At 73.4% G+C, this 14,766-nt stretch carries 9 protein-coding genes and 1 pseudogene; 6 read left to right on the top strand and 4 right to left on the bottom strand.

From position 1 onward, the window contains the following. Positions 1 to 125: 125 nt before the first annotated feature. The 5 genes and pseudogenes from ABEB13_RS36600 to ABEB13_RS36580 all read left to right on the top strand — a co-directional run bounded on the left by ABEB13_RS36600 (position 126) and on the right by ABEB13_RS36580 (position 4,989). On the top strand, positions 126 to 1,079 hold the full coding sequence (locus ABEB13_RS36600; RefSeq protein WP_345708948.1) for a carbohydrate ABC transporter permease: 954 nt from the start codon (positions 126 to 128) through the stop codon (positions 1,077 to 1,079). A gap of 20 nt (positions 1,080 to 1,099) precedes the next feature. Beyond that, positions 1,100 to 1,995: pseudogene (locus ABEB13_RS40935) on the top strand (carbohydrate ABC transporter permease). A gap of 59 nt (positions 1,996 to 2,054) precedes the next feature. Then, positions 2,055 to 3,233 (top strand): glycoside hydrolase family 43 protein, encoded by a 1,179-nt coding sequence (locus ABEB13_RS40930; RefSeq protein ID WP_425559934.1) that lies wholly within the window; start codon positions 2,055 to 2,057, stop codon positions 3,231 to 3,233. Further along, entirely contained in the window at positions 3,230 to 3,856 is a 627-nt protein-coding gene (locus ABEB13_RS40925) for a beta-xylosidase family glycoside hydrolase (protein WP_425559933.1), read from the top strand. Before ABEB13_RS40930 ends, ABEB13_RS40925 begins: the two co-directional genes overlap by 4 nt. 101 nt (positions 3,857 to 3,957) lie before the next feature. Further along, a complete protein-coding gene (locus ABEB13_RS36580) occupies positions 3,958 to 4,989 on the top strand; it encodes a LacI family DNA-binding transcriptional regulator (protein WP_345708945.1) in 1,032 nt (343 codons plus the stop codon). A 72-nt stretch (positions 4,990 to 5,061) separates the two neighbouring features. Here ABEB13_RS36580 and ABEB13_RS36575 read toward each other — a convergent pair whose 3' ends face one another. After that, positions 5,062 to 8,010, bottom strand: coding sequence for a glycoside hydrolase family 3 C-terminal domain-containing protein (locus tag ABEB13_RS36575; RefSeq protein ID WP_345708944.1), 2,949 nt, complete (start codon positions 8,008 to 8,010; stop codon positions 5,062 to 5,064). 391 nt (positions 8,011 to 8,401) lie between these two features. Between ABEB13_RS36575 and ABEB13_RS36570 the strand changes: the two genes are divergently transcribed. Beyond that, a complete protein-coding gene (locus ABEB13_RS36570; protein ID WP_345708943.1) occupies positions 8,402 to 9,688 on the top strand; it encodes a DUF3533 domain-containing protein in 1,287 nt (428 codons plus the stop codon). An 85-nt stretch (positions 9,689 to 9,773) separates the two neighbouring features. Here the strand turns inward: ABEB13_RS36570 and ABEB13_RS36565 are convergent, their stop codons facing one another. From ABEB13_RS36565 to ABEB13_RS36555, 3 genes are all read right to left on the bottom strand, one after another. Beyond that, entirely contained in the window at positions 9,774 to 10,532 is a 759-nt protein-coding gene (locus tag ABEB13_RS36565; protein WP_345708942.1) for a GNAT family N-acetyltransferase, read from the bottom strand. A 409-nt stretch (positions 10,533 to 10,941) separates the two neighbouring features. Continuing rightward, on the bottom strand, positions 10,942 to 11,655 hold the full coding sequence (locus ABEB13_RS36560) for an alpha/beta fold hydrolase (RefSeq protein ID WP_345708941.1): 714 nt from the start codon (positions 11,653 to 11,655) through the stop codon (positions 10,942 to 10,944). Between the two features lie 179 nt (positions 11,656 to 11,834). Further along, entirely contained in the window at positions 11,835 to 14,342 is a 2,508-nt protein-coding gene (locus ABEB13_RS36555; RefSeq protein ID WP_425559980.1) for a beta-L-arabinofuranosidase domain-containing protein, read from the bottom strand. Between the last annotated feature and the right edge of the window lie 424 nt (positions 14,343 to 14,766).

Here is a 14,766-nt window from a genome sequence, read left to right as displayed (position 1 = left end):
CGATCTGAGACATCGTCAGTTCGGCACCAGACCCCGGGGCAGCGCCCGATCCCGCTTCCGGACGCTGCCCCGGCACCACCCCGCCCCGCCCGTCCAGCCCCGTCCCGTCCCGAAGGAGTAACGCCATGGCGGCCACCACCAGCCTGGGCACCACGGCCGGCACCGCCGCGGCCGAGCCCGTCCGGCGCCGGCCGAGCCGGCTGCGGCACTTGCCCGCCTACAGTTTCGTCGCCCCGTTCTTCCTGGTCTTCGGCGTCTTCGGCCTGTACCCCCTCGGGTACACCTTCTGGGTCTCGCTGCACCACTGGGACCGGCTGTCCGGCGACAGCGGCTTCGCCGGGCTGGAGAACTTCCGGGAGCTGTTCGCCGACCCCGACTTCTACACGGCGACGTTCAACACGTTCAGCATCTTCCTGCTGTCGACCGCCCCGCAGCTCGCCCTCGCGCTGGGCGTGGCCTGGCTGTTGGACCGCCGCCTGCGGGCCCGGACGACCTGGCGGGCACTGGTGCTCGTCCCCCAGTACGTCTCGGTGGTCGCCGTGGCGCTGGTCTTCTCGCAGCTGTTCGGCCGGGACTTCGGCGTCGTCAACTGGCTGCTGGAGCAGCTCGGCGTGATCGGCTCACCGATCGACTGGACGGCCGACAGCTGGAGTTCGCACCTGGCGATCGCCTTCATGGTGATGTGGCGCTGGACGGGCTACAACGCGCTGATCTACCTCGCCGCGATGCAGGCCGTCCCGCGGGAGCTGTACGAGTCCGCGATGGTGGACGGCGCGGGCCGCCTGCTGACGTTCCGCCGCATCACCCTGCCCGCCATCCGCCCGACCCTGCTGTTCACCGTCGTGATCTCGACCATCGGCGGGCTCCAGCTGTTCGCCGAGCCGATGCTCTTCGACCAGCAGGGCAACGCCGAGGGCGGCACCGAGCACCAGTTCCAGACGCTGACCCTGATGCTGTTCAAGTACGGGTTCATCAACAACGACGCCGGGTACGCCTCGGCGATCTCCTGGGTGCTCTTCCTGATCATCGCGGTCGTCGCCGCGGTCAACGCCCTCGCCGTCCGCCGCTCCGGCCGCTGACCCCACGCCCAGGAGATCCCATGGCCACCGCCACCGCTCCCCGCACGCCCTCGCGGCCCGCCCGTGCCGTCCGCCGCGACGCCACCGGCCCGCGCCACCACGACAGCGCCGGTCCGCTCGCCCACACCCTGCTGGCCGCCGTCGTGCTGGCGTCGGTCTTCCCGCTGTACTGGACGTTCGTGGTCGCCTCGCACGGCGACAACTCGGTGCTGTCCGGGGCCACCCCTCGCTCGTCCCCGGCGGGCACCTGCTCGCGAACATCCGACGGGTCTTCGACACCGTCGACTTCTGGAAGGCGCTCGGCAACTCGGTCACCGTCGCCGCCTGCACCGCCGCCAGCAACGTGCTGCTGTCCTCCCTCGCCGGCTTCGCCTTCGCCAAGCTCCGCTTCCCCGGCCGCGGTCCGCTGCTGGTCGCCGTGGTGGGGACGGTGATGGTGCCGACCCAGCTCGGCATCATCCCGCTCTACCTGCTGGTCACCGACATGGGCCTGTACGGGAAGCTGTCCGCGCTGATCGTGCCGGCCCTGGTCTCCGCGGTCGGGGTGTTCTGGATGCGCCAGGCGATGACCGAGAACATTCCGGACGAGCTGATCGAGGCCGCCCGGATGGACGGCGCCGGGGCCCTGCGCACCTTCCGGCACGTGGCCTGGCCCGGCGTCCGTTCCACGGCCGCGGTGCTCGGCATGTTCACCTTCATGTTCGCCTGGAACGACTATTTCTGGCCGCTGATCGCCCTGCCGCCGGAGAACGGCACCGTGCAGATCGCGCTCAACCAGCTCGCCGCGGGCTACTACACCGACTACACGCTGATGCTCGCCGGCGTGGTGATCTCGGTGGTGCCGGTGCTGCTGCTGTTCGCGCTGCTGGCCCGCCGGATCGTCGCGGGCGTGATGGCCGGCGCCGTCAAGGGCTGATCCGCGCCCGCCCCGCCCACCGGAGCCCCCGGACCGCCCGACCCGACCCGAGGAGTGCCATGACCGCCGCCGCACCGACCGCAGCAGCCGGCGCCGCCGACGCGGCGCCGGCCGACCCGCCGGTGATACGCAACCCCGTCCTGCCCGGGTTCCACCCGGACCCGTCGATCCTGCGGGTCGGCGGGGACTACTACCTCGCCACCTCCACCTTCGAGTGGCTGCCCGGGGTCGCCCTGCACCACTCCACCGACCTGGTGCACTGGCGGCCGCTCGGCGGCGCCCTGCGCGAGGCCCGGCTGCTCGACCTCACCGGGGCCCCCGACTCCGGCGGCGTCTGGGCGCCCTGCCTCTCCTACACCGACGGCCTGTTCCACCTGGTCTACTCCGACGTCAAGAGCCTCGCCGGCGCCTACAAGGACGTCCACAACCAGGTGGTCACCGCACCGTCCCCGCAGGGCCCCTGGTCGGACCCGGTGCCGCTGCCCGGGCACGGCTTCGACCCGTCGCTGTTCCACGACGACGGCCCGGACGGCGACGGGCGCAGCTGGCTGCTCTGGCTGGAGTGGGACCACCGGCCGGGCGGGAACCCGTTCGCCGGGATCCTGCTCCAGGAGTACGACCGCGCACGGCGCCGGGTCACCGGCCCCGTCCGCCGGATCTTCACCGGCACCGGACTCGGCTGCACCGAGGGCCCGCACCTGTACCGCAGGGACGGCTGGTACTACCTGCTGACCGCCGAGGGCGGCACCTCCTGGGGCCACGCGGTGACCGTGGCGCGCTCGCGCGCCCTCACCGGGCCGTACGAGGCGGACCCGGCCGGACCGCTGCTCACCTCGGCGGGCCGGCCGGAACTGGAACTGCAGAAGGCCGGCCACGGCAGCCTCGTGGAGACCCCGGACGGCGAGTGGTACCTCGCGCATCTGGCGGCCCGTCCGCTCACCGCGCTCGGTCCGTGCGTGCTGGGCCGCGAGACCGCCATCCAGCGGGTGCACTGGACGGCGGGGGCTGGCCCCGGCTGGCGGGCGGGGGCAGCGCGCCCGCGGTGGAGGTGCCCGCTCCGGTGGGCGCCGCGGCACCGCCCGCCGGAGCGCCGACGGCCGCCGCGGCGCACGGCGGGGACGGCGACCCGAACGCCGCCCCGAACGCCGCCCCGAACGGTGACGGGAACGGCTTCGCGAACGGCGGGGACGGCGACGGGAGCGGCTTCGGGGCGGGCCGACCCCATCCGGCGTGGATGACGCTGCGCCGGCACCCCGATCCGTCCTGGATCTCGCTCACCGCGGGGCGGCTGCTGCTCCGCGGCGACGAGTCGCTCTCCTCCCGGCACCGCCAGAGCCTGCTCGCCCGGCGCTGCCGGGACACCGGCTTCGCGTTCTCCGCGACGGTGGCGGCGGAGCCGGTCTCCCCGCGGCAGGCGGCCGGCCTGGTGCACATCTACAACACCCGGCTCTGGCACCACCTGCACCTGACCTGGGACGAGGAGCTCGGCCGGGTGCTGCGGCTCGGTGTCTGCGACCTCGGCCGGTACAGCGAGCCGATGCCGCCGGTGCCGGTCGCCCCCGGCCCCGTCCGGCTGCGGCTGGTGGTCGACGCCGCGGCGGCGCGGTTCGGCTGGGCGCAGGGCGCGGACGCGCCGTGGCAGGCGGCCGGGCCGGTGCTCGACGCCGCGCGGCTCTCCGACGACTACGCGACGGTCGGTGACGCGGCGACCGGGCACTACAGCAGTTGGGGATTCACCGGCGCCTTCGTCGGGGTGTGCGCACAGGACCTGACCGGTGCGCGGATGCCCGCCGAGTTCGGCGACCCCTGCTACCGCTCCCGGGCCGGCACCGGGGCCGTCGGCCCGGCCGCGGCCCGATGAGCGCCGGCGCCCCGCGCCCGGGTGCGCACTATCCTGCTGTGATCCAGGGGAGGGCCGCCGGTCCGGCTCCCGGGGCACGGACCACGAGGAGCGGACGGCAGATGACGGGCCAGCCACGGCGCAAGGTGACGATCGGCGAGATCGCCGTCGAGGCCGGCGTCTCCAACGCCACCGTGTCGAAGGTGCTCAACGGGCGCAGCGACGTGTCGGCGGCGACCCGCGAGCGGGTCCAGGCGATCATGGACCGGCACCACTACCAGCGCCGTCGGCCGCGCCGCCGCGGCGGGCTGGTCGACCTGGTGATGAACGAGCTGGACAGTCTCTGGTCGATCGAGATCATCCGCGGTGCGCAGGAGGCGCTGGCGGAGGCCGGGGTCGGCATGGTGCTGTCGGCGGTGCACGGCACGAGCGCGGGCACCGGCGAGTGGCTGGAGCAGATCGCGGGCCGCCGCTCGGACGGGGCGATCCTGGTGGTGTCCGACCTGACGCCTCGTCAGCGTGCTCGGCTGGCCGCTCTGAAGGTGCCGTTCGTCCTGGTGGACCCGGTCGGGAGCGTGGACGCCGGGGTGCCGACGATCGGCGCGACCAACTGGGCCGGGGCGATCTCCGCGGTGGAGCACCTGATCGGACTGGGACATCGCCGCATCGCCCATCTGGCGGGCCCGCGCCAGCTGTTGTGCAGTCGGGCGCGGGCGGACGGCTACCGCGCCGCCATGGAGCGTGCGGAACTCGCCGTCCCGGAGGGGTGGTTGCGCTTCGGCGAGTTCACCGACCGGTCGGGCCGCCAGGAGCTGGCGGCGCTGCTGGACGAGGCGGCGGCGCAGGGGCGCGAGGCCCCGACCGCGGTGTTCGCCGCGAGCGACCTGCAGGCCTTCGGCGCGTACACGGCCTTGCGCGAGCGGGGGTTGTGCATCCCGCAGGACGTCAGCATCGTGGGCTTCGACGACGTCCCGGTGACCCGGTGGAGCAATCCGACCCTCACCACCGTGCGGCAGCCGCTGCAGGACATGGCGGCGATGGCGGCGCGGACGCTGCTGCGACTGGTGGACGGTGAGCAGGTCGACCTGCCGCGCGTGGAGCTGGCCACCCGGCTGGTCGCCCGGGAGAGCACTGCCCCGCCGGCGGCCGGCTGAGGTCGGGCGATCCCGCCGCACCGGGTGCCACCGGCCGGGGCGGGGGCGGATGCCCCGGCCCCGACCGGCCGGTCAGCCGTAGGCGTTGAACTCCGCGATCGACCACCAGGAGGAGGCGCTTCCGGTCTGCACCACCCGGAGGTAGCGGGCAGTCTGCGCGGGGAAGCCGATCGTGACCAGCGGGGCCGTACCGCTGCCGGTGGCCACCGGCGAGCCCCAGGTCGTCCCGTCGGCGGACAGCAGCAGCTGGTAGCCGCGCGGGTAGTCGCCGGCGCTGCCGGCGGCGTCCAGGGTGACCTTGTCCACCCGGTGCGCGGCGCCCATGTCCACGGTGACGGTCTGGCCGGCCGCCATCGGTGTCCCGGTGCTCCAACGGGTGGTGGTCGCACCGTCCAGCATGTTCGCCGGGACGTCCGAGCCGCCGGTGGCGGAGGCGCTCGCCGTCCACCCGGTGCGGGGCAGCAGGGCGTCGCCGCCGGTGCCGCCGACGGTGGTCTGCCCGGTCAGCCGGATGTCCCGTGAGGAGGATCCGACGGACACGGTGGCGGTGCCGGGGGCGGTCGTCCAGCCGGTGCTCCAGTACTGGAAGCTGCGGGCGTCCAGCGTGACGCTCACGTGCCGGGTCTGCCCGGGGTCGAGGGCCACCCGCTGGAACCCGCGCAGGCTCTTCGGCGGTTCGCCGCTCGCCGCGGGCTGCCCGACGTAGACCTGGGCGACCTCGGCCCCGGCCCGGCTGCCGGTGTCGGTGACGTCGAAGCCGACCGCGACGTTGCCCGCCGCGTCGGGCGCCGACACCGTCAGGCCGCTGTAGGAGAAGGTGGTGTACGAGAGCCCGTGCCCGAACGGGAAGAGCGGGGCCTTGTTCTGCGCGTCGTACCAGCGGTAGCCGACCTGGACACCCTCTGAGTACTGGACGGAGCCGTTCTGGCCGGGCCACTGGGCGGCGCCGGCCGCCGGGACGTCGGCGAGCGAGCGGGGGAAGGTCACCGGCAGTTTGCCGGAGAAGTCGGTGTCACCGAAGAGCAGCGAGGCGATCGCCGTACCGTCCTCCTGCCCGGGGTACCAGTTCTCCACGATGCCCTGCACCGAGTCGGCCCACGGCATGGCCACCGCGGAGCCGCTGTTGACCACCACCACGGTGTGCGGGTTGACCGCGGCCACGTCCTGGACGAGCTGGTTCTGCTCCGTGGAGAGGTCGATGGTGCGCAGGTCGGAGCCCTCCGACTGGAAGTCGTCGACGAACACCAGGGCCAGGTCGGAGCCGCGGGCGGCCGCCACCGCCTGGTCGTGCGCGGACTGGCCGGGGATCTGCCAGCCGAGCGTCGCGTTGCTGCCACCGCCCGCCTGGTAGTAGTCCACTTCGATGGCGACCGGCTGCCCGGCCGTCAGGTTGATGCTGCCCGTCCGGGTGGTCGGCGCCTGGTTGTACCAGTTGTTGATCACCTGCTGGCCGTTGACGATCAGCCGGCTGCCGTCGTCGCTGTTCAGCGAGAACTGGTAGCTGCCGGTGGCGGGCGGGGTCAGGGTGCCCGTCCACTTCACCGACCAGTTGGTGGCGTTGACGCCGGCCGCCGGTGACCGGCCGCCCCACACCGCGTCGACCGCCGGATCCACCCGGCTCGCCACCACGGCCCCGGAGAGGTCGGTGCTGTTGTGGTACTGCCCGAACAGGCCCTGGCCGGAGCCCGAGGAGGGCGTGAGGTAGCTGCCCGGAACGGTCGGCAGCGATCCGTCCGCCGAGGGCACGCCCTGCGCGTAGGTGACGGTGGTGCCGTCGCCCGCACGGGACTTGATGCCCTGGTAGGGGGTGACGACATACGGGGCGTTGACCGTCGCGCTGCCGCCGCCCTGGGTCATCGCGCCGTTGCCCGCGTCGTCGCCCAGCACCGCGATCGAGTGCACCGAGGCGGCCACCGGCAGCACGCCGGAGCCGTTCTTCAGCAGGACGCTGCCCTCCTGCGCCACCTGCCGCGCGACGTCGGCGTGCGCCGCGGTGGTCACCTGGGCCCCGGTCGTCCCGGTCTGCGCGGTGTCGAACAGCCCGCGGCGGAACATCGACACCAGGATCCGGCGGACGTGGTCGTCGATCGTCGCCTGCGGCACCTGGCCGTTGGCCACGGCGTTCGTCAGCGCGGTGCCGTAGTAGTCGCTGCCGGGCATCTCCATGTCGAGGCCGTTGGTGGCCGAGGCCACCGTGGAGTGGGTCGCGCCCCAGTCGGAGGTGATGAAGCCGGTGAAGCCGAAGTCACCCTTCAGCGCACCGTTCTGCAGCGGGCCGTTCTCGCACGCGAACGGCCCGTTGACCGCCGAGTAGGAGCACATCACGGAGTCCGCGCCACCCTCCTTCACCGCGGCCTCGAAGGCGGGCAGGTAGATCTCCCGTTCGGCGCGGGTGGAGACCACCGCGTTGTCGGCGGTGGTGTTGCGGTTTGTCTCCTGGTTGTAGACGGCGAAGTGCTTGACCTGCGCCATCGGCCCCTGGCTCTGGATCCCGGCGATGTCCGCCGCGCCCATCTTGCCGGCCAGGTAAGGGTCTTCGCCGAGCGACTCGAAGGCCCGCCCCCAGCGCGGATCGCGCACGATGTTGATGGTCGGGGCCAGCACGACGTTGGTGCCCTTGCCCCACTGCTCGGAGCCCAGCACCTGCCCGTACCGGGTCATCAGCCCCAGGTCCCAGCTGGCCGCCCCGGCCACCGGGGCGGCCAGCTGAGTCACGCCGGTCATCCCGTCGCCGGCCCCGACCGGGCCGTCCTGGAGGTGCAGTGCCGGGATGCCGAGACGGGTGTTGGCCGGAACGCACCCCGCGTAGCCGCAGGACGGGCCGCCGTGCAGCATGGTCAGTTTCTCGGCCTGGGTCATCGCCGCCAGGAGTTCCCCGGCCCGCTGGTCGGGGGTCTGGCCGGCGTCCGTCCAGGGCTGGCCGGCCGCCTGGGCCTGGAAGCCGAACGTGGAGAGGGCGGCGGCCACCAGCAGGGTGGCCACACCTGCGGGGAGCACTCGGTTGCGGTACCAGCGGCGCACGGGGACTCCAGACGACGGACCGACACAGGGGTGGGGGTGTGTCCTGCGGGCGCAGCTCACCGACGTCGGAGAGAGCGCTCTCTCAGCACGATTCCGCCGACCGCGGTCAAAGTCAAGCGATCGGACCGACTGCGTGCACGTCAACTCCGGTGACCGATGCCGGGTTTGAGGGCAGGGCGGGTGGATCCGGGCCGCAGGGCCGGACTCCGACGGCGGCCGACGCACAACCGGCGGGCCGCCGCCGGGCGGCCGGCGGGGATCCGCCGCTGCCCGCCGACCGGGTGACCCCGGGGCGGCGCACCCCGCGCCCCGCCCTCGTCCGCTCGCATCCGGCGTACCGTCGACTGGCCGCCTCCGCCGGGGCGGGGAGCCCGACGACCCCGGGAGAGCCATGCCACCGCCCGACCGCTCCGGCGGTGCCACCGCGCGGCAGGTGCTGCGAAACCCGAAGATCTGGATCACCCCCACCGTCCTGGTCGGGGTGGTGTCGCTGCTGCTGTCGCTGCTCTACATGGGCGGCATCCTCAACCCCCGCACCGACCTGCACCGGCTGCCCGTCGGGCTGGTCAACGCCGACCGCGGAGGCGTGATCGGCGGCAAGCAGGAGAACCTCGGCGCCCGGATCACCGCCGGGATCGCGGCCGCCCCCGACCCCGGCGACCGGGTCGGCTGGCGGATCCTCTCCCCCGCCGCCGCCCGGGACGCACTCGCCTCGAACCAGATCTACGGCGCCCTGGAGATCCCGGCCGGGTTCACCGCCGCGATCGCCGCCCTCGGCACCCCCGCCGGCAGGTCACCGGACCGGCCGACCATGACCGTCCTCACCAACCCGGGATCGGGCAGCCTGGCCGCCTCGTTCGCCACCACCACCGCCCAACAGGCCGCCCGGCAGGCCTCGCTGGAGCTCGGCCGACAGCTGACCGCCGCCGTACCGCCCACCGCGGCACCGGTGAGCAGCGCCGCCGCACTGCTGCTCGCCGACCCGGCCACGGTCGTCACCGTGGTCGGCCATCCGATCGGCCCGCACAGCGGGCTGGGGCTCAGCGCGTTCTACTACACCCTGTTGCTCGTCCTCGCCGGCTTCCTCGGGGCCAACATCATCAACAACGGCGTGGACGTCGCCCTCGGCTACACCGACAACGAACTCGGCCCGTGGCACACCCGGCGGCAGACCGTCCCGATCAGCCGGCGGCGCACGCTGGTGGTGAAGTCGGTGATGAGCGTGGCCCTCGCGGTGCTCACCTCCGCCCTGATCATGGCCGCCACCGTGGGGCTGCTCGGCATGGACGCCTCGCACCTGCCACTGCTGTTCCTCTTCTCGTTCTGCGCCAGCGCCGCCGTCGGGCTGGGCGTGCAGGCGATCAACGCCACCTTCGGCGGGATCGGCCAGCTGGTGAGCATGTTCGTCTTCATCGTGCTGGCGCTGCCGTCCTCCGGGGCGACCATCCCCCTGCAGGCGCTGCCGACGTTCTACCGGTTCCTGGCCCACTTCGAGCCGATGCGGCAGCTCAGCGACGGCATCCGGGCCATCCTGTACTTCGACGCGCAGGCCGACGCGGGCCTCGGCCGGGCCTGGACGATGATCGCGGTGGGGACGGTGGCCGCCCTCGTGCTGGGCTTCTCGATGACGACCTACTACGACCGGAAGGGGCTGGGGCGGCTGCCCGGAAAGACCTGATCGTCCGTCACATTTCCTCCGAGGGAGGCTCGGTGGGGCCCGGCACGCACGTGCCTGACCCCACCGCCGCCGTGGCCCGGTCGGCTCAGTCCTCGACGGACATGTAGAGACGGGTGCCCCGGGGCCGGAAGCCGATCCGCTCGTACACCCGGCGGGAGCCCTCGCCCGAGTACTCCAGCCACACCGACTCCGCGCCCGCGGCGAACATCGCCCCGGTCAGGGACGCCGTGACCGCCCCCGCGATGCCGCGGCCGCGGAAGGCCGGCCGGGTGCCGACGCCCGCCAGCTCCGAGGTGCCGACGGCCGGCGCCGAGCAGGTCGCCCCACCGGCGCAGCCGCCGTCGGGCGCCCGGACGAAGCGCACACCGCCGCCGCTCTCCTGCGACCGCCGCAGCCGGGCCGCGCCCTCCGGCGAGGAGGCGAACTCGCCCGCGAAGGCCTCCGACAGGGCGGCGTCGATCGCGGCGTACTCCTCGTCGGTGGCCGGCGTCTCCACCACCGGTGCGCCGGCGGCGGACTCCGGCACCGCCAGGGTGGCCGGGGTGCAGACCAGGTACTCGTGCGCCTGCTCCAGGGTGAACCCGGCTGCCCGCAGCGCCGGTTCGACCGCGGGCGCGGCGTCGGGAGCGAACTCCAGCCGCGGCTTGAGCCCGCGCTCGCGGAAGGCGCGGATCAGCGCCTCGACGTCCCGGCAGGTCGGCTCGGCGCCGGGCAGCGGGGTCGCGTAGTTGATGTAGGGGCTGGTGGTGGCGGGGTCGAAACCCGCCGCGAAGCCGCCGGTCTCGACCACCAGGGGGCGGCGACGGAGGTTGGCGACGGCAAAGCTCTGGACATGGATGCCCACGATGATGATGACCTCACGTGAAAGACGGGGTGGAACGCGCTCCGCCGCCGACCGTCGGGGACGGTCGAACGAACCGCGCGTGCATGCCTGGTCCGGCCTGGAAGGCCGGTGCCGCTCCCGCGCAGGGCAGGAGGACGGCTGCGGTGCGTCAGGCACCGCCCGTGGGGCCGCCGTGAGGAGACGTGCGAGGTACCGGGAACCGATGCTCCACCGGAGCAGAACGGTCAGTACCGGCGGCGGCCGCTGAAGGACGCCGTGACCATGGACTTCGATCCTTTGTCGTGAAGTGTGTGCCGGAAGGCGCCGCCCACCATGCCATGAAGATCACGCCCGCGCAAGGGTCGCCGCACGGCGGGCCCCGGCAGTCGCGTGGGCGCCGCCGCGGGCGGGAGCCGAAGTGGACCGGCTGTCAGTGACCGGCGACCGGCGACCGCCCACCGCCGACGGGCGGGCGGCAGATGGCCTCGGCGAGCTCGGCGGGGTGGCCGAGCGCGCTGAGGTGCCCGCCGGTTGTCTCCTCCAGGGTGATGCCCAGCCGCTCCTGGACGATCCGGCGCTGGAACTCGACCGGGAAGAACCGGTCATCGCGGCCCTGCAGGAACCGGGTGGGGACGGCGGGCCACCCCCGCAGCGGCCACGGCTGGGCGAACAGCGTCGCCGAGGGGCTGCCGAGCTCCTGGGCGAGCGCCTGCTCGGTGACCTCGGGCGGGACGTCGTGGAAGAAGTCGACCCGCAGGTCGAACTCCGGGTCCGGCCCGCGGCCGTCGCGTACGGCCTTCGCCGAGCGCGCCGCGGCCTGGCCGGTGTTCGCCCACCACTGGCCGGCGCTCTCGCCGAAGACCGGGACCATGGCGTTGACCAGCACCAGTCCGTCCACCGTCAACCGCTCGCAGACCAGCGGCGCAGTGAACCCGGCGAGGGACTGCGCGACGAGCACCAGGCCGTCGCTCCGCCCGCCCACCGCCCGGACGACGGCGTCGGCGTACTCGGCGAGCCCCACGGAGTCGTCCTGCGGCAGGTCGACGGCCACCACCTGGTGTCCCCGCGCCTGCAGCTCGGGGACCACCCTGTGCCAGTACCAGGCCCGGCCGTCGGCGCCGGGAACGAGCACATAGGTTGCCACACGGACCTCCAGCGGCCTTCCGGCCCTCGCCCTTCCGCACTCCGCCGTCCGCACGACGGAATGCCGGCCTTCACGGCCTTCGGGCACCGTACGGCGGTACCGGTGTCCGGAGGGCCGCGGCGCGCCGACCCGGTGGACGCGCCGCGGCCCTCCCCTCCGCGACGGCGGACGGTCAACGATCAGCGGTCAGCGCAGTCGCCAGAGGTGGTCGGCGGTGCCGCTGTCCGCGAACTGCACCACCCGGGCCGAGTCCGCCGTCGACATGCCGTCCACGCCGAGCACCTTGCCGGAGTGGCCATTGCGGATCCGGAACCAGCCCGCACCGTCGTGGACGAGCGTCCAGAGGTGGTCGTCCGTCCCGTTGTCGGCGAACTGCACGACCCGGGCGGAGTCGGCGGTGGACATCTGATCCACCCCCAGCACCTTGCCCGAGTGGACGTTCCGGATCCGGAACCGGCCGTCGCCGTTGTCGACGAACGTCCAGAGGTGGTCGTCGGTGCCGCTGTCGGCGAACTGCACCACCTGCGCGGAATCGGCGGTGGACATCTGATCCACCCCCAGCACCTTGCCCGAGTTGCGGTTCTCGATCCGCAGCTGCCCGTCCGGCACGAGCAACCACAGGTGGTCGTCGGTGCCACTGTCGGCGAACTGCACCACCTGCGCGGAATCGGCGGTGGACATCTGATCCACCCCCAGCACCTTGCCGGAGTGCCGGTTGCGGATCCGGTACGAGCCGTCGCCGTTGTCCACCAGCGACCACAGGTGGTCGTCGGTGCCGTTGTCCGCGAACTGCACCACCCGGGCCGAGTCCGCGGTGGACATCTGGTCCACCCCCAGCACCTTGCCGGAGTGCCGGTTGCGGATCCGGTACGAGCCGTCGCCGTTGTCCACCAGCGACCACAGGTGGTCGTCCGTCCCGCTGTCCGCGAGCTGCACCACCCGGGCCGAGTCCGCGGTGGACATCTGGTCCACCCCCAGCACCTTGCCGGAGTGCCGGTTGCGGATCCGGAACGCGGCGCCGCCCACCGTCCAGGGGTGCCGTCCGGGGAGGCGGTCGGGAATGCGCTGATCCGCAGCCGGGCCGCGGCCATCGGGATCAGGGTGACCGTCTCGACGGCGGCGGCGCTGCGGGCCGGGCTGTCCTGGAGCGGGCTCACGACGTGCTGGCCGTCCACCTGCCACTCGGCGATCCGCCGGGCGGGGGCGGTGATCCGGAGCGGATTGCCGTCCTGGGTGAAGGGGTTGGCGGGCAGGGTGCCGCCGCGGGCGGAGAAGGCGAGGGCGGCGGTCGGTGCGGCCGGGTCGACGGCCAGGCCGTAGTTCCAGGGCGTGGTGGCGTGCACGTCGTACTCGGGGAAGACGTCGGTGCCGCCGGTGCGGACGTAGCTCTCGCCGATCTGCAGCGCGTAGTCCAGCGGGCCGCGCGAGACGCTGACCGCGCGGTGGTTCGCCGTCCAGGTGCGGACGGCGAGGCGCTGCGGCAGGCGCAGCACGACCCGGTCGCCGGCGTTCCAGGTGCGCCGGACGGTGGTGTACGCGGGACCCGCCGGGGCGGTCACCGCCTGTCCGTTGACCGTGAGTTGAGGGTCGGGGCACCAGCCGGGGATGCGCAGCACGAGCGGGAAGGCGACCGGGCGCGGCGTGGTCACGGTCAGGGTGACCGTGTCGCCGAACGGGTAGTCGGTCTCCTCCGTGACCGTGACGGTGGTGCCGTCGGCCACCTTGGCCGCGACCGTGCACGGCGCGTACATCGCGGCGCACAGGCCCGCGTCGGGCGTGGCCAGCCACAGCTCCTGGGTGAACCAGGGCCATCCCATGCCGTAGTTGTGCGGGCAGCAGCGGTACTGGTCGACGCCGGGGCGGTAGGACTGCATGGCGAAGCCGTTCTGGAACTGGCCCTGGCTCTTGGGCACGTTGTCCAGGTCGACGCTGTTCGGGCTGGTGATGTAGTGGACGGCCTTGCCCTGCGGGTCCAGCGCGGGCGGCAGCGCGTTGAACGCCAGTTCCTCGCAGCGGTCCGCCCACAGCGGGTCGCCGGTGAGCCGGTTGAGCAGTTCGTGGCTGGCCATGAACTCCACGACGCCGCAGGTCTCGAAGCCCTGCCGCGGATCGCCGAAACCGGGCCGGGCGCTCTCGTCCGCCGCGAATCCGCCGCCGGGGAACTGGCCGTACTGGCCGAGCACCGTGTCGTAGGTGCGGTAGGCGGCCGAGGTGTCGGAGGCGAGGCCGGAGCGCTGGGCGTACTGGGCGGGCTCGCGGAACCCCTGGGCGATGTTGACGTTGTGCCAGCTCGGTATCGAGCTCGTCCAGTTGGCGCCGTTGCGGTGGATGGTGTCCATCAGGTCGATCAGGAAGGCGTCCCGGGTGCGGTTGTAGAGCCAGACCACCGTGTCCAGGCCGTCGCCCCAACGGACCGACACCCAGCTCTGGTTGAAGGCACCGGGCCCCTGGGCGTTCATGAATCGCAGGAATGCGGTGAGGAACGGCAGGATCCGGCTGTCGGCGGTGTACTCGTACCACGAGCGGAGGGCCTGGAGCAGCGGCAGGAACGGCCAGAAGTCCGGGCCGCCGCCGAGCGAGGTGCGCAGGGCGCGCGGGCCGAACCAGCCGTCGGACTGCTGGGTGGCGAGGATCGCCTCGATCCAGCGGCGGGCGGTGGCGAGCGCGGTGGCGTCGCGGGTGACCACGGCGAGGTCGACGTACCCGCGCAGCCAGTAGGGCACCTCCTCCCAGCCGTCGCGCTCGGGGTGGGCCCATCCGGTGGTGGTGAGGTCGAGGAAGTGCGAGATCTCGGCGTAGCGTCCGCACAGCCCGGCGAGCTGGAGGGCGAGTTGGCCGGCCAGCCAGCCGGCGGGGCGGACCGCGTCCGGGGGCAGCCGAAGCAGCGCGGTGGGGTGCAGCGGAGCGGCGTTGGGGCTGTAGAGGCCGCCGGCCGCGGGGGCAGCCCGGCGGCGTAGGAGGGGCTGAGGCGCAGGCCGAGGGTGAGTGCGCCGAGGGTCGCTCCGGTCGCGGTGAGGAGTTGGCGTCGGGTCAGGGACATGGGGACTCCGGCGGGGTGGGCGCCGATCAGGGCGTCGGGCGGCGTCGTTCCGGACGGGGGTGCGCGGAACG

Source organism: Kitasatospora paranensis, from assembly GCF_039544005.1.
Taxonomy (GTDB): domain Bacteria; phylum Actinomycetota; class Actinomycetes; order Streptomycetales; family Streptomycetaceae; genus Kitasatospora; species Kitasatospora paranensis.
The sequence above is the reverse complement of the archived record's forward strand: the minus strand, read 5'-3'. Positions and strand labels throughout refer to the sequence as shown.

What these genes read in the sequence shown, in the direction of transcription:
- ABEB13_RS36600 (WP_345708948.1), top strand. Translation starts at nt 126, where the DNA reads ATGGCGGCCACCACCAGCCTGGGCACCACGGCCGGCACCGCCGCGGCC.
- ABEB13_RS36570 (WP_345708943.1), top strand. Translation starts at nt 8,402, where the DNA reads ATGCCACCGCCCGACCGCTCCGGCGGTGCCACCGCGCGGCAGGTGCTG.
- ABEB13_RS40930 (WP_425559934.1), top strand. Translation starts at nt 2,055, where the DNA reads ATGACCGCCGCCGCACCGACCGCAGCAGCCGGCGCCGCCGACGCGGCG.
- ABEB13_RS40925 (WP_425559933.1), top strand. Translation starts at nt 3,230, where the DNA reads ATGACGCTGCGCCGGCACCCCGATCCGTCCTGGATCTCGCTCACCGCG.
- ABEB13_RS36580 (WP_345708945.1), top strand. Translation starts at nt 3,958, where the DNA reads ATGACGGGCCAGCCACGGCGCAAGGTGACGATCGGCGAGATCGCCGTC.